At 48.5% G+C, this 17,023-nt stretch carries 13 protein-coding genes; 10 read left to right on the top strand and 3 right to left on the bottom strand.

From position 1 onward, the window contains the following. Positions 1 to 6 precede the first annotated feature (6 nt). From RIF36_RS07875 to RIF36_RS07865, 3 genes are all read left to right on the top strand, one after another. Positions 7 to 1,185: a DUF4249 domain-containing protein gene (locus RIF36_RS07875; RefSeq protein WP_350124626.1), complete on the top strand. Its 1,179-nt coding sequence runs from the start codon at positions 7 to 9 to the stop codon at positions 1,183 to 1,185. A gap of 66 nt (positions 1,186 to 1,251) precedes the next feature. Further along, positions 1,252 to 3,948: a S9 family peptidase gene (locus RIF36_RS07870; RefSeq protein WP_350124629.1), complete on the top strand. Its 2,697-nt coding sequence runs from the start codon at positions 1,252 to 1,254 to the stop codon at positions 3,946 to 3,948. Positions 3,949 to 4,053: 105 nt separating this feature from the next. Further along, a complete protein-coding gene (locus RIF36_RS07865; protein ID WP_350124631.1) occupies positions 4,054 to 5,355 on the top strand; it encodes a hypothetical protein in 1,302 nt (433 codons plus the stop codon). 96 nt (positions 5,356 to 5,451) lie between these two features. On the opposite strand, the gene RIF36_RS07860 is transcribed toward RIF36_RS07865, so the two are convergent. Both RIF36_RS07860 and RIF36_RS07855 read right to left on the bottom strand, forming a co-directional pair. Beyond that, positions 5,452 to 7,470, bottom strand: coding sequence for an alpha amylase C-terminal domain-containing protein (locus RIF36_RS07860; RefSeq protein WP_350124633.1), 2,019 nt, complete (start codon positions 7,468 to 7,470; stop codon positions 5,452 to 5,454). A 14-nt stretch (positions 7,471 to 7,484) separates the two neighbouring features. After that, positions 7,485 to 8,306, bottom strand: coding sequence for an SDR family oxidoreductase (locus RIF36_RS07855; protein ID WP_350124636.1), 822 nt, complete (start codon positions 8,304 to 8,306; stop codon positions 7,485 to 7,487). A 158-nt stretch (positions 8,307 to 8,464) separates the two neighbouring features. Between RIF36_RS07855 and RIF36_RS07850 the strand changes: the two genes are divergently transcribed. The 5 genes from RIF36_RS07850 (at position 8,465) to RIF36_RS07830 (ending at position 13,263) form a co-directional block, all read left to right on the top strand. Next, positions 8,465 to 10,114, top strand: a complete 1,650-nt coding sequence (locus tag RIF36_RS07850) for a S41 family peptidase (protein ID WP_350124639.1) — start codon at positions 8,465 to 8,467, stop codon at positions 10,112 to 10,114. 82 nt (positions 10,115 to 10,196) lie between these two features. Further along, complete coding sequence (locus RIF36_RS07845) at positions 10,197 to 10,763, top strand: RNA polymerase sigma factor (RefSeq protein WP_350124642.1); 567 nt, start codon at positions 10,197 to 10,199, stop codon at positions 10,761 to 10,763. Positions 10,764 to 10,767: 4 nt separating this feature from the next. Beyond that, positions 10,768 to 11,556: a HEAT repeat domain-containing protein gene (locus RIF36_RS07840; protein ID WP_350124645.1), complete on the top strand. Its 789-nt coding sequence runs from the start codon at positions 10,768 to 10,770 to the stop codon at positions 11,554 to 11,556. 11 nt (positions 11,557 to 11,567) lie between these two features. Beyond that, positions 11,568 to 12,434: a DUF4097 family beta strand repeat-containing protein gene (locus RIF36_RS07835; protein WP_350124648.1), complete on the top strand. Its 867-nt coding sequence runs from the start codon at positions 11,568 to 11,570 to the stop codon at positions 12,432 to 12,434. A gap of 7 nt (positions 12,435 to 12,441) precedes the next feature. Beyond that, complete coding sequence (locus tag RIF36_RS07830; RefSeq protein ID WP_350124651.1) at positions 12,442 to 13,263, top strand: DUF4097 family beta strand repeat-containing protein; 822 nt, start codon at positions 12,442 to 12,444, stop codon at positions 13,261 to 13,263. 66 nt (positions 13,264 to 13,329) lie between these two features. Here RIF36_RS07830 and RIF36_RS07825 read toward each other — a convergent pair whose 3' ends face one another. Then, positions 13,330 to 14,205: an AraC family transcriptional regulator gene (locus RIF36_RS07825; RefSeq protein ID WP_350124654.1), complete on the bottom strand. Its 876-nt coding sequence runs from the start codon at positions 14,203 to 14,205 to the stop codon at positions 13,330 to 13,332. 205 nt (positions 14,206 to 14,410) lie between these two features. Here RIF36_RS07825 and RIF36_RS07820 point away from each other — a divergent pair, with 205 nt between their 5' ends. Together RIF36_RS07820 and RIF36_RS07815 are read left to right on the top strand one after the other, a co-directional pair. Further along, positions 14,411 to 15,586 carry a sialidase family protein gene (locus RIF36_RS07820; RefSeq protein WP_350124657.1) on the top strand — a complete coding sequence of 392 codons (1,176 nt, stop codon included), beginning with the start codon at positions 14,411 to 14,413 and terminating at the stop codon, positions 15,584 to 15,586. 100 nt (positions 15,587 to 15,686) lie between these two features. Continuing rightward, positions 15,687 to 16,994: a DUF3748 domain-containing protein gene (locus RIF36_RS07815; protein ID WP_350124660.1), complete on the top strand. Its 1,308-nt coding sequence runs from the start codon at positions 15,687 to 15,689 to the stop codon at positions 16,992 to 16,994. Positions 16,995 to 17,023 lie beyond the last annotated feature (29 nt).

The raw sequence follows: 17,023 nt of genomic DNA, 5'->3' as shown, positions 1-17,023 counted from the left end.
TCAACCTTGAAAGGAAACACTTTTTTAACCGGCCTTCTTATTCTCACATTGTGGGGCTGCGTGGAACCTTTTGAGCCAGAAACAGGAGGTTTTAAAAGTGTGCTGGTGGTGGAAGGCAACATCTCCGATGCCGATGAGCCCTACCTCATCACTGTGAGCAGAACTGCGCCGCTGGACGCCTCCGGAGCCATTCCCGAAAAAGGTGCCTTTGTCCAGGTGAAAGACGAAGAGGGAGCTGCTTTCCTATTTACCGAGGTTGCGCCCGGCAAGTATCATAGCAACCCACTTGATTTTATCGGATGTTCTGGTAAAAACTACACCTTGAGCATTATCACATCATCAAACCAGCGTTATGAGTCTGACGTCGTCACGTTGAAACCTACTCCTCCCATCGACAGTATTTATTTTGAACGAGAGATGCGCCTAACTGACGCTGGAGACAGTCTGGATGGGATTAGAATTATGGTAGATGCGCATGATCCACTTGGAACGTCCGAGTATTACAAATATTCATGGACAGAAACTTACGAAATACGACCACACTATCCTTCCTATTATGAATGGAATTTTTCGGTAACTCCACCTGCCTTTGTTCGTCGCAATCCAGAAATTAATCTTTGTTTCAAAACCGACACCTGCCGGCAAGTGCTGGTTACAAGCACGGCGAACCTAAAAACGGATCGGGTAAGCGAATTCGAAGTGAATTATGTGAGTACGGTTTCCTTCAGACTTAAATCAAGGTATAGCATTCTTGTTCGGCAGCAAACGCTAAGTGAAAAGAGCTTCAGGTACTGGAGCGAGGTACAAAAAACAAGCGAAAGTTTGGGAACACTCTTTGACCCTCAACCTTATCAGCTAACGGGCAACGTGCACAACATTGATGACCCTGAAGAACCAGTGCTTGGCTATTTTGACGCCAGCAGTGTTGCGCAAAAACGAATTTTCATTGATCGGGAAAAAGACTTGCGCAGCCTGACCTATCCCGCCGAACCATGCATCAATCAACTAAAAACCTTCTCGCCACAGGAGGAAGGAGACGTGTTCAAAGACGAATTCAATCTTTTCATCTCGTGGGGCTACTTAATAGTTGATGCGGAAGGCCTACTATGGGCTCCCCCGGAATGTGCCGACTGCCGACTGTACGGCACGTTGGAAAAGCCCGACTTCTGGCCTGACTCTCCCTAACGAAATTATACTATAAAGTATCAACGGCTTTCGCTAATTTCCGCTTCTAATTAACCCTATCTGAAAATGAAGAAGCTATTTATCCTGGCAATTGTCGTATTGTCTGTAGCACATTTTTCATCCGCTCAAAAATGGACAGTGGATGATGTGGTCAATCAGGAGTCTCTTTCCGACGCAATTTTTTCTGACGACAACAACCTGGTGGCTTGGGTGAAACGCAGGCCTGCTCCCGACAAAGACAGCTTCGTGTCCGACATTTACCTCACCCGGCTAAATAGCAAAGACAGGGACGGCAACTTCAAAACAGTGCAGCTTACAAGAGGCGATGAGTCGGAAAGCAATCCTGTATTTTCTGCCGATGGAGAAACTATCTACTTCCTTTCTTCAAAAGTGAAGGGCAAGAACCTTTGGGCTTTGTCACTTCTCGGTGGAGAAGCTTACGTAGTTGATTCTTTCGACGTATCTATTTCTCAATTAAAAAGGCTGGATGCAAAAACCTTAATTTTTAAGGCGGAGGAAGGCAAGACGCTTTATGAGACAGAGATAGAAAAGAAGAAAGACAATGTGCAGGTGATTGAAGACTCTGTGCATGTGAAACCAAGCAGGTTATTCACGTTCGATACGGACAAGAAAAAAGTGCAAAGGGTAACGGACAACCTGTTCCCCATCAGCAGCTATGCCATTTCGCCCGATGGCAAATGGGCAGTAACCTCGCAAACCATGTCGCCCCATTATGGTGTTGACGGCAAACCATCGCCAACACACCACCTTTGGAACCTCACTGACAAAACGAGTCAAGAGATACTGACTACAGCTTATCAAACCCCGGGCAACTTCCAGTTTGCTGCTGACAACAGCGGATTCTATTTCACAAGCGTCCTTTCGTCCAACCCTGAGTGGCAGGGTGCAGGTATCGACCTGCTGCATTTTTATGCCCTTGCAAACAATAGCGTTACGCAAGTCAACCTGGGGCACGACTGGGGCTTGGGTGCTGGCTACGATGTGGCCGGCTCTCTGGTGATCGGCTCACTGGCAAAAGGCGCCTACAATGGGCTGGCTTTTTATAGCAAAAACGGGGGCAACTGGAGCAAGGAAATCATCAGTGCAGGCAACTACACCGATCATTTGAGTGTGGTAGCGGCGGCCAAAAATGGGGCAAAGCTATTAGTGGGATACTCCACAGCGTCTCTTCCCACCCAAGTTCGGGTAGCGGAAGTTGTCAAAGGAAAGAAGGGCAATTCGCTGGCCGTTGGTCAGGAACTAACCAAACTTAACACACACCTGGCGAAAAAGCCGATGACAAAATCGGAAGTGATTACCTGGACAGGTGCCCTGGAAGAGGAAGTGACTGGCATTCTTTATTATCCTACCGACTATGACGCTGGGAAAAAATACCCGCTCATCGTAGCCATTCACGGTGGCCCGTCGGGTGTGGACATGGATCGCTGGGCCGATCGCTGGGGATATTATCCCCACCTGATGGCCGAGAAGGGCGTGTTTACCCTCAAGCCCAACTACCATGGCTCATCCAACCATGGGCAGAAATTTGTCGAGTCCATCAAAGGGCATTACTACGAATACGAGCTGCCAGACATCATCAATGGCATCAAGCTGTTGAACGAAAAAGGGTATATCTACGAAGACTCCATGGCGGTAATGGGCTGGTCGAACGGTGCCATTCTGGCGACTATGCTCACAGTGGAGCATCCTCACCTGTTCAAAGTGGCTGCTGTAGGTGCTGGCGATGTGAATTGGACTTCAGACTATGGCAATTGTCAGTTCGGTGTCACTTTCGATCAGAGCTACTTCGGTGGTGCGCCATGGGACAACCGCAATGGCAAAACCTACAACGAAGCCTACATCCTGAAGTCGCCGCTGTTTGAAATGGAGAAAGTGAAAACACCCACACTCATTTTCCACGGCAGCGAAGACCGGGCTGTGCCACGGGACCAAAGCTGGGAATATTACCGTGCCCTCCAGCAAATCGGCCAAGCCGATGTGCGCTTCCTATGGTTTCCTGGCCAGCCCCATGGGTTGCAGAAAATCACTCACCAGCAGCGCAAGATGACAGAAGAAATTGCCTGGTTCGACAAGTACATGTGGGGCAAGCCAGACAAAACCAATGAGGCTTTCAAAAAGGGCAGCCCTCTCGCCCAACTGATCAGCAAGGAGAAAGCGAAAACGACAAACGGAGCCTATGGCGAAATGGTGAGGGGAAGCCTGATACCTGAAACTGTTGCGACTAAAAAAGACTCTATTGCCATTGGCAAATTTGAAGTGACTAATGCGCAGTTCAAAGCCTATAGCAGCGAGTTCAGCTACCCGGCCGGGCAGGACAATTTCCCCGCTGTGGTGAGTCTGGAGCAGGCGAAAGGCTACACCTCGTGGCTAAGCACTCAAACCGGCCAAACCTACCGGTTGCCTTCAACGGCAGAAGCCAAAAAGCTGCACGACCTGGGCCTCAAGTCGGCTGCGAAGGAAAACACGCTCAACTACTGGGCTGGCTACAACATCACCATCGACGACCTGACCGACTTCAAAGCAAAATTAGCTGACGTAAAGAGCTCACTGCTCAAAGAGGTTGGTTCCTTTCCGGCCTCTAAGGTAAAAGAGGCTGAAGTCTACGACCTTGGCGGTAACGTGGCAGAATATGCCTCCGATGGAAACACCTACGGTTTTGGAGCCTATGATTTTGCCGATGAAAAGGCTGGAGCAATAACGGCGGACAAAAGGAGTGTTGGGTTTAGGGTGGTGAGGGAGTAAATACGCTCATTTTCCGCTTAAATAGGGCTATCACCGTACAAGTTTGGAAATGAGCGCCTGTAGGATTAAATTATATTAAGCATCACCTACAAATCATTTCCCGCTATGACTATCAAAGCCCTCCTGCTGCTCTTCTTTTTTCTTTGCTGTGTCCGATTAAGTGCCCAACCCGGATGGATTTGGCCAGAAGATTCGACCAAAGCTGCCAAAGCAAAGGAGTACTATGCGCTTTATTCCGACCTGTCGAAGCTGGGCAATTCTGAGGAAGCACTACCCTACCTTGAGTGGCTGCTTGCTGAAGTGGCGAACCTGAACGTGGGCCTTTACATCGGTGCTGCCAAAACCTACGAAGACCTGGCAGAAAAAGCGGAGGACGCAGCAGCTAAGGCATCCTACCAGGGCAAGGTATTGGCCATCTACGACAAGCGCATCGAATACTTTAATCACGAAGGAGAAGTACTCAACCGCAAAGCATTTTCAGCCTACAAGTTCTACAAGGACAACAAAGCGAAATACCCGGAACTGATTGAATTGCTTGATAAGGCAAACAGCCTCAATGGAGTGGCTGCATTCGACAATAACCTCATCGCTTTTATGGATGTGCTGAAGAGATCAAAATTGACTGGAGGAGGGATTTCCGACGAAAAGGTGCTAGAGTACTATGACGGCATCAGCGAAATTCTTGAGGCAAAGATTGCCAGGGAACCATCGGAATGGTTGATTAAAATACAAGAAACCATTGACCAGATTCTCATCGAGATTGTTCCGCTGGATTGCAGTTTTGTAGAAAATACCTTGGGAAGTAAATTGAAAGAAGATCCCTCCAACCTGAAGATGGCAAAGAAGGTTTTTCATCTTTTGCTCACAGGCAAGTGCACCGACAGTCCTCTCTTCTTTGAATCCGCCAAAATCATCCAGGAAGAAGCTCCATCCTATGGTTTTGCCAGAATTCTGGCGGCAAAAAGAGCTGCTGACGATGATCATGAAGCTGCGCTAAGATACTACAACGAGGCGCTAAGCCTCACCGATGAAAATGACAAAAAGGCTGAGACGTCGCTGGACATTGCCAGGATTTATGCAGCTCAGGAACAAAAGGCGATGGCTCGAACGCATGCGAGAAAAGCGCTCGGGTACCAGGAGGAAATGCCTGAAGCCTACAACCTGATAGGTAACCTTTACTACCATAGCTATGAGGATTGCCGTGAAGGCGTAAGCCGGGTGAAAGACAGGGCGGTGTTCATTGCAGCCTATGACATGTACCGCAAAGCGGGCAATGCAAAAGGCATGGAAGAGGCAAAAAGCCAGTTCCCTTCTATTGGAGAAATTTTCGAAGAAGGAATGCAGGAAGGAGATAAAATTGTTCTAAGCTGCTGGGTGAAGGAAAGTGTTGTATTGCAGAAGAGATAGTCAACAACTTTTTTTGTAGTCGCCTACGGCAATTCAGTGATCGGTTGTAGCTTTTCGTATTGACTACATACCGATCACCGCTTACCACTTACCTCCTCACACCCTCTTCATCACCAAACAAACCCTTGCCGGCAAATACACACTCAGAAAGTGCTCTCCATACAGGTTCACTGTTGGATAAGTCATTTTGTCGTCTACTCTTCCGAAGCCTCCGAACTTAGCGTGGTCGCTGTTGAGCACGATTTTGTAGTCACCACCCTGCGGCACTTTGAACCGGTAGTCGGGCACTGAGTTTTGTCCATGAAAGTTGAACAGGAAGATCAGATTCTTGCGCTCAAAAATGATGACCTTATTGGTATCATCCATATTAAGTTGCTGAGCTGGCAAGCTGTCCGGAATAGCCTCCGAAGTAGCCAGGTGCACCATGGCTTCGTCAAAACTGTTGAGGTACTGATACCGCAGATCGGCATGATCCACAAGGCTCCACTGCCTGCGGGCATATTTGTAGCTCCAGCCATTGCCCTCCCTCGGGAAGTCGACCCACTCAGGGTGCCCAAACTCGTTACCAATAAAGGTCAGATAGCCTTCACCGCCCAAAGACAGAGTAAACAACCGTAGCATTTTGTGCAGCGCAATGCCCCTGTCGATGATCAGGCTTGGAAGCTCCTTGTGCATGTGGGTGTACATTTCCTTGTCCATCAACCAAAAAGCCAGCGACTTATCACCCACAAGGGCCTGGTCGTGCGACTCGGCATAGGCGATGTTTTTTTCTCCAAACCGCCGATTTTGCAGCGTACTCCACATCTCGTGGATATTCCACTCTTCATCGGTTTTGTGTTTCAGCAACTTGATCCAATAGTCGGGAATGCCCATGGCCAGCCGATAGTCAAAACCAAGGCCTCCTTCTTTGGTGGGTCGGCACAGGCCCGGCATGCCACTCATGTCTTCGGCGATGGAGATAGTGCCTTTTTTGGAATGAATGATTTCGTTGGCCAGCTGCAGGTAGGTGAGTACATCCCAGTCGACCCCGGCAGCGAAATATTTGTCATAGTGATCGAAGCTTACGTTGCCATGATGGAAGTAGAGCATCGACGTAATCCCATCGAAGCGATACCCATCAAAATGAAACTCCTCCAGCCAATATTTCACATTCGACAACAAAAACTGCTTCACCTCCCATTTGCCGTAGTTGAATAGCATGGAATCCCACTGTTCGTGAAAGCCCCTGCTCCCCTCATGAAAATATTGGGTTTGCGTGCCATCGAGCTTGTTGAGTCCTTCGGCAATATTCTTCACAGCATGAGAATGCACAATGTCCATGATCACTGCTATGCCCATCTCATGTGCTTTGTTCACCAGATAGCGCAAGTCGTCCGGTGTGCCAAATCGGCTGGTGGGTGCAAAATAATTGCTGACATGATAGCCAAAGGAGCCGTAGTAGGGATGCTCCTGCACGGCCATCATTTGTATGGTGTTATATCCCAGCTTCTTGATCCTTGGTAAAGTAAGCTCGGCAAACTCCCTGTAGGTGCCTACTCCCTCCTTTTCCTGCGCCATACCCACATGGCACTCGTAGATAATGGGGCACTTGCTGGCCGCCACCGATGAAAACTTGGCATCCGACCATTTGAATTTTTTTGCTGGCTTATAAACGCAAGCAGAGAAATCATAAGTGGTAGGATCTTGTACCACGTAAGTGGCGTAGGCTGGAATCCGGTCCATTTCGCCAGCTTCAGACTTTACGTGCACTTTGAACTTGGTGCCGTCCTGGAATTTCTCGCCCTTCTTTTCTTCAGCGATGAAAATCTCCCAAATGCCTTCCTTGTTTTTCTTCAGCTTGTGTGCCTCTCTGTCCCACCCATTAAAGTCGCCCACCACTGAAAGCGCATGGGCGGCAGGCGCCCACTCACGGTACCACCAGCCATTGGCCTTGTCGTCGTAGGTAAGGCCAAAATACTCGTAAGCCGAAGCAAATTGATCCAGAGAGCCAGCGGCCTTTTTAATATCCCCCATGGCTGCATTGAACCTTTCGATCCTATTACTCACCTCTTCAGCATAAGGTTCCAGCCAGGGGTCATTTTTAACAAGTATCGGAGTGGTAGTCTTTTTGGCCATAGTTGCGGGGTGTTTTAAATAAAGAAGTCAGGCATGAGGTTGGCAGAAGGGTCGACAGCATAACCAGCGAGATCGGTAATGCCCTCCGCCTTCAACACTTCATCGTCAATATAGAAATTGCCGGTGGCTTCTGATGACTTTCTCCTTAAAATATAATAAGCAGCGTCGGCCAGTATCTCCGGTTTCCTCGACTGGTTCACCATCTGATCACCTCCCAGCAAGTTCTGCACGGCGGCGGTAGCAATTGTTGTTCGGGGCCACAAAGCGTTAACAGCAATATTATCTTTTTTAAACTCCTTGGCCATGCCCAGCACACACATGCTCATGCCAAACTTGGCCATGGTGTAGGCTACGTGAGGCGCAAACCAGCGAGCCTCCATGTTCAGCGGCGGCGACATATTCAAGATATGAGGGTTCTCCGCCTTCTTGAGGTAGGGAATGCACGTCTTTGACATCAAAAAAGTGCCTCTGGTATTTACCTGATGCATGAGGTCGTATCGCTTCATTTCGGTGGCCAGCGTTGGTGTAAGGCTAATGGCACTGGCATTGTTAACCAGTATATCAATCCCGCCAAACGTCTCCACTGCCTTCTCCACAGCGGCCTGCACCTGGTCTTCAAAACGGATATCCACCATCAACGGCAAAGCCTTACCTCCCGCCTGTTCGATTTCCTCGGCTGCAGTATAGATAGTGCCTGGCAGCTTCGGATGAGGTTCGGTTGTTTTGGCAGCGATTACAATATTGGCACCTTCACTGGCCAATTTTTTTCCGATGGCAAGGCCAATTCCTCTGCTGGCACCGGTGATAAAAACTGTTTTATTCTTAAAATATGTCATATATTTATGGGTTCGATCTGCATCATTTAGAAAGGGGTAACGTTATTGTTTAAATTAAGGGAATTATTCATAATTTAAGAATGATTGTATAGAATAACTCCGCAACGTTGCTTCAATAAATAATTCGTTCAAGTAGACGCTCGCAAAACGCCCGCACAATGAGTAAATTTCAAAGACGCCTCTTTATACCTACGCTGCTAGTACTGGCCATCGGCTGGTTTGGTTTTTCCAGCTACAGCGACAAATTTTTTCAAATAGCCAAGAACCTCGATTTGTTTGCTTCCATCTACAAGGAAATTAACACCTACTATGTGGACGACGTGAACCCTAACAGGTTGATCAAGACAGGTATTGATGCGATGCTGGAAAGCCTCGACCCCTATACCGTATATATTCCAGAAGACGACATAGAAGACTTCCGCACAATGACAACCGGTGAATACGGGGGCATAGGTGCCAGCACAGAATTCCTTGAAGGACACCACACCATCATCATGCTACAGGAAGGTTACCCTGCTCACAAAGCGGGCTTGCAAATAGGGGATCAAATCCTGAGCATCAATGGCATTGAAGTTGAGCAAAAAGAAACCTTCGATTTGGGCAAGCTGCTCAAAGGGCAATCCAGAACAAACTTTGGCATCACGGTCAACAGATATGGCAAAAAGGAGCCGATGGTGTTTCAGGTGGACCGTGAAAAAATCACCATCGACAATGTGTACTACTCGGGCATGGTGAATGACAATATTGGCCTGATCAAGTTAACAGAGTTTACCACACATGCCGGGGACGAAGTGAAAAAGGCGGTGATCAAATTGAAGAAAGAAGGTGCCACTTCTATTATTCTTGACCTGAGAGACAATCCCGGAGGGTTGCTGCATGAAGCAGTTAATATCTCCAATATTTTTCTTCCAAAGGGCAAAAAAGTAGTTGATACAAAAGGCAAAATCACCGACCTCAACAGAACTTACAAAACACTGGATGAGCCGGTGGACACTCAAATCCCATTGGCCATTCTGACCAACGGAGGCAGTGCATCAGCTTCCGAAATTGTGGCTGGCGTTATTCAGGACTTCGACAGAGGCGTTTTGATTGGCGAAAAGACATTTGGAAAAGGACTCGTACAATCCACACGCCCTCTGAGCTACAATGCCCAGCTCAAAGTAACTACCGCCAAATACTATATCCCTAGCGGCAGATGTATTCAGGCGTTGGACTATGCCCACCGCAATGCCGATGGCACGGTCAACAAGCTGCCTGATTCTTTGAAAGTAGCGTTCAAAACCGGAAATGGCAGGGTGGTTTATGATGGCGATGGACTGGATCCTGACGTGGTGGTTGAGGTAGAAGACTATCCAAGCATCGCACTTGTGCTATCTTCCAAAGGGTATCTATTCCAGTATGCCACGCTTTACCATTACCAGCATCCACAAATTTCGGCCGCCAGAGAGTTTCAGCTGAGCGACGCCGACTACAACGATTTTCTGAATTGGGTTCGTAAAAAGGAGCTTTCTTACGAAACTTCGGTGGACAGGGCTTATCGTCACCTGCTTGCCGCAGCCAAGAGAGACAAGACCTACGCCACCCTTGAAGACCAGTTGGGTTCTCTGGAAGAAAAAATTAATGCGCTGAAAGAAAAAGACCTCACCAAGTTCAAAGACGACATCAAAGGGCTGTTGGAGCAGGAGATCATTACCCGCTACTACCTGCAGAAAGGCCTCATCGAAGTGACCTTCCCCGACGATCCGGATATTCAAAAGGCGATTCAGGTGCTGAATAACCCTGCCGAATACAAGAAAATATTAGGCTGAAAAACTTTTTAGATAATTCTATGTAACCTTTCTCTTCGACCAAGGTTTTCCCGCCGAACATGAATCGATAACCCCAGGTGGTTTGAATGCTTTGGACGACAACTCGCTCATGCTGAAAGTCAAGGCCGGCGATCTTGACAAGATGGCTTTGCTGTATGAGCGACACAACAGAAATCTTTTTGGCTTTTTTTATAAGCTAACCGGCAGCGGATCGGTGAGCGAAGACCTTGTGCACAATGTCTTCTACCGAATGCTCAAGTACCGCTACACCTTTACGGAAGACACCTCCGGCAGTCATCGGTTTACTGCCTGGATGTATCACCTGGCAAGGAATGTAAATGCCGACCATTACAAAAAACAAAAGAAGGTTTCTTACACCGACGACATGGAGCCCTGGGAAAGAAAGCTCAAGGTGGATGAGAATGCGCATTCTCAAATGGCCAAATCGCAAGATCTGGAGCTTTTGCAAAAAGCGATCAAACACCTGGCGCCTGAAAAGCAGGAGATGCTCATCCTCACAAAATATCAGGGGATGAAGTACGAGCAGGTGGCTCACATCTTCGGGATCACTGAAGGGGCAGTAAAGGTGCGGATGCACAGGGTGCTGCAGGAATTGCGAGAGGTTTATTTAAAGCTGGAAAACGTATAACATCATGAGCCAGGAACAACTAAAAGAGAAATGGATGGACTACATGAATGGGTCCATCACTTTGCAGGAGTGGGAAAGCTTTAAGAGTCAGGCCAACCCGGCACAGCTAGCCGAACTGGAAGGCCTTGAGAAAATCTGGCTGGCCATGGATGAACTCCCCGCCACACCAGAGCCGGGAGCCACAATGGACGAGCGTTTTTACGCCACCCTGAGTGAGTTCCGCAAAGAGGTGACAGCACCAAAGGGAACCGTAAACTGGGCCAATGTTTTCGAAGTATTTTCCTGGAGACGGCTGGCACTTGGCATGCTCATCTTCGCTGTCGGTGGTGGCTTTGGGTACGTTCTCTCGCCTTCCGGCGAGTACAAGCAAGAAATCAGCTCGCTTTCCAGTGAAATGAAAGACATGAAGCAAATGATGATGCTCACACTGCTTGAGAAGCCAGCCGTTCAGGACCGGTTGAGGGCTGTGAGCTTGTCGTCGGAGCTGCCGGAGGCAGACAGCAGGGTTATCGAGGCACTTGTTCAAACATTGAATACCGATGAAAATGTGAATGTGCGAATGGTCACCGTAGAGGCTTTGGCGAGGTTCGGGCGATATCCCGAAGTGCGGCAAGCTTTGGTGAGCTCCATCGGCAGGCAATCGTCGCCCATGGTGCAGATTGCCCTGGCGGAGGCCATGGTAGCGCTCAACGAAAAAGGAGCGGTGGAGGCCCTCAAAGGGCTTTTAGAGAAAGACGACCTGAATGACATTGTGCGGCAAAAAGTACAACAGAGTATCGAGGTATTGACTTAAATACTAATCAAATGAAGAATCTATTGTTAATCATATTGCTGGTTGGCTGCTTCGGCTATGCCCGGGCGACTGAAACAGAAAAAATCAAAATTGAGAAAACGCTGAAGTTTGCTACGCCTTCGCCTGATAATGTGCTTGAGATTTATAATATCAACGGCTCCCTGCAAATAGAAGGCTACGACGGGCAGGAAATCATAGTCACGGCGGAGCTCACCATTTCAGGAAAGACGCAGGCATTGCTTGACAAGGGAAAGAGTGAAATGAGCCTCGGTATATTAGAGGACGACTCCGCTCTGGTGCTTTACAACAAGGCGCCTTTCATTCACAACGAAAGGATTGAAGGCCCGTGCAACTGCCATTGGAATTGGAGCAAGGACGTCGATTATAAATTCAGCTTCGACTTCAAAGTGAAAGTGCCGAGAGGCGTTAATCTGCACGTGCGCACGGTGAATGACGGCTTTATTGCCATCGACGGCATGAACAGCAACGTATCGGCCCACCACGTCAACGGCGATGTTACCCTCACACAGATGGGAGGAAGCGTGGAAGCAAGAACCATTAACGGAGAGCTGCTGGTTCGGCATACCAAGGCTCCGGTGGGTGGCAACAGCTACTATTCTCTCAATGGCGATGTGAATGTGTACTATCCGGGTGAGCCCGATGCTGACATTACCTTCAAAAGCTTCAATGGCTCCTTCTATACTGATATGGAAATGCTGGAAGTAATGCCACCCGCATGGACGAAAGAGGTGACTGAGAAAAATGGCAGCACCAAATACAAGCTAACACAGAAAAACAATATTAAGGTGGGCAAGGGCGGCAATCTGCTGGCCTTCGAAACCTTCAACGGAGATATTTATGTCAAAAAATCAAAATAATTGGACAATGAGAACATTTATCAAATTATCATTTATCGGGCTGTTAGCGGCGGCCATTTCCCTACCAGCCAAAGCGCAAGAGGGAAACAAAGAAACCATTGCTATTCCCCTTTCCTCACCTGGTGAAAAAGGCAAATTGGAAGTAGGCCTGGTCAACGGATCCATCAATCTGGCCGCTTACGATGGCAAGGACGTGATCATTGAGGCAGTATCCGGTGGTGGGAAAAACGACGACCGGGGCGTGGTAACACCCACTGGCATGAAACGCATCAGCAGTAACCCCATGGAGCTGGAGGCAACCGAGAAAGGCAACACGGTAAAAGTTTCCACTAACTCCTGGGCAGTTACGATGACTTTAAACATCAAAGTGCCGAAAAACTTTGACCTCAAACTCTCCACAGTGAACGATGGCGACATTGACGTGAAAGGGGTTACCGGCGCCCACGAGATCAGCAATGTGAATGGAGAAATCACAATGACGCAGGTGGGAGGATCAACAGTGCTCAATACCGTAAATGGCGACATCAAAGTGACACTTGAAAGTGTAAACCCTGAAGCTCAAATGGCTTTTACCACCCTAAACGGTGACGTGGATGTGACATTCCCGGCAGCTGTGAAGGCCACAGCCAAAATGCGCTCTGACCGGGGAGACATCTTCAGCGACTTCGATATGGTGATAGAGAAGTCGGCACCAAAAGTGGACAAGTCTTCGTCCAATGGGGTATACAAAGTATCTATCGAAGACTGGGTATTTGGCAAAATCAATGGCGGCGGAAAGGAATACCTTTTCAAAACCATGCAGGGCGACGTGTATATCAGGAAGAAGTAGTGGAGATAAAAGCGGGACGAAAGCCCGGCTCCAATAGGGTGCCGGGCTTTTTTGTGAAAGATGGCGTTAACCTTCCGCCAGGTATTTCTTTTTATACTCAAAAGGCGTCATACCCGTCACCTTTTTGAAATGCCGGTAAAAATTGGAGACGTTGTTGAAGCCACACTCAAAGCAGATCACCTCGGTGGGCAGCTTGTCCTCTACAATCGCCCGGCACACATTGGAGATTCGTATCTCAGTAAGGAAATCAGAAAAGGTCTTCTTAGTCATTGTTTTGAAATACCTGCAAAAGGAGGTGAGGCTCAGGTTGGCCAGCGAAGCCACCTCCTCCAGGGTGATTTTCTCCTTGTAGTGTGCCAGCACGTAAGAGTAAATTTTTTCGAGCCGCACCATTTCTGACTCGCTGGACAGGTGGCTGAAGGCGTAGGCTGGTGCGATGGTCTCGAATTCGTCAGTTTCTGACAGCACTTTGAGAATGGATAGCAGGTAGATCACCCTGTCGAGGCTTTCGGCACGAGCGGCATCGTCCAATAGTTCAATCAGTCTTGCCTTGCTTTCCCCGTGAATCTTGAGCCCCTTCTTCGCTTTCTCAAAAAGCCTCGGAATAAGGTAGGCTTCCGGCAACGAAAGGAAGTCCTTTCCGAAGCAAGTTGGGTGGAAATGTAGCACATAAGCCTCCACCTGCACATTTTCATCCCCTGCGAAATACGCTTCTTTGCAGCGCCATGTGTGAGGCAGATTTTGCCCTAAAAAAACCATGTCGCCACTAACGAAGTTGCTCACATTGTCGCCAATGTATTGTGTTCCTTCTCCCCTCACAATATAGTGCAGTTCGAGCTCGGGATGGTAGTGCCACAGGGTACCAAAGTTGGGCCGGCTATCGTGCCGGATGCTGAATGAATTCTCAGCACCAATGGGTACTTTGTGAAAATGGGGTTTCATAAATACTATGCTGCTCGTTGCCTGTCAAACGATGGCGGCTAGCCTATTTAAGTATAAAGTTGTCACTTTTTATCAGACTTAAAACAGCAACATGTTAAAATCATACAATTTATTGGTAAAAGCAGACAGTGGTTGATCGATTTAAAGACTGATCTTCGTAAGCGTACACTTTCCTTTTGTAAAAGGCGACTAGCAACACTGAAAGATGCACCGAATTAGTACAGTAATTCTCTTTGTTCTCATATGTAGTTTGGTGACAGCCCAGGCACCTGATGTATCGAAGGTGCCTGGCGTTGTTGTCGCTCACAGTCCCGCTTCATCGGGAAAATACATCGGCTCCCCGAGCCTGGCGGTGCTCCCAAATGGTGACTACCTTGCCTCTCACGACTTTTTTGGCCCCAACTCCAACGAACATGTGAAAGCTGACTCCAGGATTTACCGGTCAACGAACAAAGGGAAATCCTGGAAGTTTGTGACCGAAATTCATGGTGCCTTTTGGTCGAAGCTTTTTGTGAGCGAGGGAAAGCTCTATTTCATCGGCACCGACAGGCACCACGGCCATACCATTATCAGAACCTCAACCGACAACGGCAATACGTGGACCGAACCGGTCGATAACAAAACCGGGCTGATGCTGGAAGGCGAGTACCACAATGCCCCCGTTCCCGTGATTGAACACAATGGTCGGCTGTGGAAAGGGATGGAAAGCGCTATGGGCCCCATCAAACAATGGGGTAAGCGGTACGGGGCCTTTATGATGTCGATTCCTGTAGAAAAAGACCCACTGGTGGCCGACAACTGGACGTTTAGCAATACTCTGTACTACGACTCTATTTACCTCGAAGGTAATTTTGGAGGCTGGCTGGAAGGCAATGCGGTGGTGTCGCCCGAGGGAAAAATACTGGACATACTGCGGGTGGATGATCGCTCCACACTGGAAGAAAAAGCTGCTTTTATTTCAATCAGTGACGATGGAAAAGTAGCAACGTTTGATGAAACAACTGGCTTTGTTCCTTTTCCCGGGGGAAGCAAAAAGTTCGCCATCAGGTTTGACCCAGAAAGTCAATTATACTGGACCATTGCCAACTATATACCGAAGGAAGTAAAGGCCGCCAACCAGGGGAAGAACCCGGCCAGCCTGAGAAATACCCAGGTGCTCTTCAGTTCTGAAAATCTGCACGACTGGACACTGAGGAAAGTCCTCCTTCAACATGAAGACCCGGTGAAACATGGTTTCCAGTATGTCGACTGGCAGTTTGAGGGCAAAGACATCATCTTCCTGTCGAGAACAGCTTATGACGATGGACTGGGAGGGGCACACAGAAGCCACGACGCCAACTTCCTAACCTTTCACCGGATCAAGAAATTCAGGAAGAAGTGAACCTTTCACAATGAGAACTATGGTGTTTAGCAGACTATATTATTGTGGACTAGCTTTAATCGTCGCAGCTTGCGGGCCTTCCAAAACAGCCGAAACCAACATGAACCTGAAAGAATATCAGCTCACAACAGATGCCAAAGGCCATTATTTAAATCAAAGGCAAGCCTTTTCGCCAGACGACCAATGGCTGGTGTACGACAACAGAAACGACGGTTCCCAAATTGGGCTGAACCCTTCAATTGAAATGGTCAATATTGCCCATGGAGAAGTGAAGCAAGTTTATAGTGCGCCGAAAGCCAATGCGTTCGGCCCCGGAGTAGGTGCTGTGGCTTTCAATCCGAAGCAAAATGAAATCCTTTTCATCCATGGCCTCACCCACTTCGACGCCTCAAAACCTTACGATTTTACCCGGCGCACCGGTCTGACTGTTGATCTTGACGACAATAACAAACTAATCAGAAAGGATGCCCGTGACGTAGTTCCGCCCTTCACTCCGGGGGCGCTGAGAGGCGGTACACACGCCCATTCCTACAATGGCGATGGCCGATGGATCAGCTTTACATACAACGACGATGTGATAGCGGAGCTGTCCAAAACAGATTCCACGAAAAAAGACCTGAGGAATATCGGCGTCATGATCGACAAAGGGCCTGTGGCCGTGGAAAGTGAGACAGCCGAAAGCTTCGGCGGTACCATGTTTTCAGTGATCGTGAGCGAAACAATAGAAAAACCCCAACCAGGCAGCGATGAGATTGAGAAGGCTTACGAAGAAGGATGGGTTGGTACCAATGGCTACCTGAAACCGGATGGTAGTCGGGTGCAAAAAGCATTAGCTTTTTTAGGCGACACAAGAGCCGCCAATGGCCAGCTAGTGGCTGAAGTTTTCATTGTCGATCTCGATACTGATCTCACCAAATCCGATCCGGAGAGGCCATTGGAAGGAACTACCACCTCACGACCCTTTCCCCCGGCGGGCGTCCGACAAAGAAGGCTCACCTACACCGCCGACCGAAAGTACCCCGGCGTTCAAGGTCCACGGCAATGGCTGCGCAGTCTGCCCGACGGTTCAATGGTTTTCTTTCCTATGAAAGATGACAACGGCTTTGTGCAAGTGCATGCTGTTTCACCAAACGGCGGCGACACCAGGCAAATCACGCACAATGGCTTTTCACTTGACACCTCGTTCAGCATCAGTGCCGACGGAAAATATTTGGCCTACGGCTACAACCAGGACGTGTACCTCACCAATATTCAAACAGGCGAAACATCGAAGGTGTCCCCTGACAGGAGCTACGACAGCACTGATCTGGACAACATCAACTGGTCAAACGAAGGGCATGTGCTCGCTTACAACCGAAAGGTGGTAACCGCTGACGGTGCCTGGTACCAGGTATTCATTTTGAAATAAATTTTTGATAGCAACTATATGACTGGGAA

The sequence above is a fragment of the Imperialibacter sp. genome (genome assembly GCF_040222815.1).
Lineage (GTDB): Bacteria > Bacteroidota > Bacteroidia > Cytophagales > Cyclobacteriaceae > Imperialibacter.
This window is presented reverse-complemented; position numbering and strand designations above follow the sequence as displayed.

Excerpts from the sequence above, each read along its gene's own strand:
- RIF36_RS07835 (WP_350124648.1), top strand. The coding sequence starts at position 11,568 with ATGAAGAATCTATTGTTAATCATATTGCTGGTTGGCTGCTTCGGCTAT.
- RIF36_RS07860 (WP_350124633.1), bottom strand. The coding sequence starts at position 7,470 with ATGGCCAAAAAGACTACCACTCCGATACTTGTTAAAAATGACCCCTGG.
- RIF36_RS07865 (WP_350124631.1), top strand. The coding sequence starts at position 4,054 with ATGACTATCAAAGCCCTCCTGCTGCTCTTCTTTTTTCTTTGCTGTGTC.
- RIF36_RS07850 (WP_350124639.1), top strand. The coding sequence starts at position 8,465 with ATGAGTAAATTTCAAAGACGCCTCTTTATACCTACGCTGCTAGTACTG.
- RIF36_RS07825 (WP_350124654.1), bottom strand. The coding sequence starts at position 14,205 with ATGAAACCCCATTTTCACAAAGTACCCATTGGTGCTGAGAATTCATTC.
- RIF36_RS07830 (WP_350124651.1), top strand. The coding sequence starts at position 12,442 with ATGAGAACATTTATCAAATTATCATTTATCGGGCTGTTAGCGGCGGCC.
- RIF36_RS07855 (WP_350124636.1), bottom strand. The coding sequence starts at position 8,306 with ATGACATATTTTAAGAATAAAACAGTTTTTATCACCGGTGCCAGCAGA.
- RIF36_RS07840 (WP_350124645.1), top strand. The coding sequence starts at position 10,768 with ATGAGCCAGGAACAACTAAAAGAGAAATGGATGGACTACATGAATGGG.
- RIF36_RS07870 (WP_350124629.1), top strand. The coding sequence starts at position 1,252 with ATGAAGAAGCTATTTATCCTGGCAATTGTCGTATTGTCTGTAGCACAT.
- RIF36_RS07815 (WP_350124660.1), top strand. The coding sequence starts at position 15,687 with ATGAACCTGAAAGAATATCAGCTCACAACAGATGCCAAAGGCCATTAT.
- RIF36_RS07820 (WP_350124657.1), top strand. The coding sequence starts at position 14,411 with ATGCACCGAATTAGTACAGTAATTCTCTTTGTTCTCATATGTAGTTTG.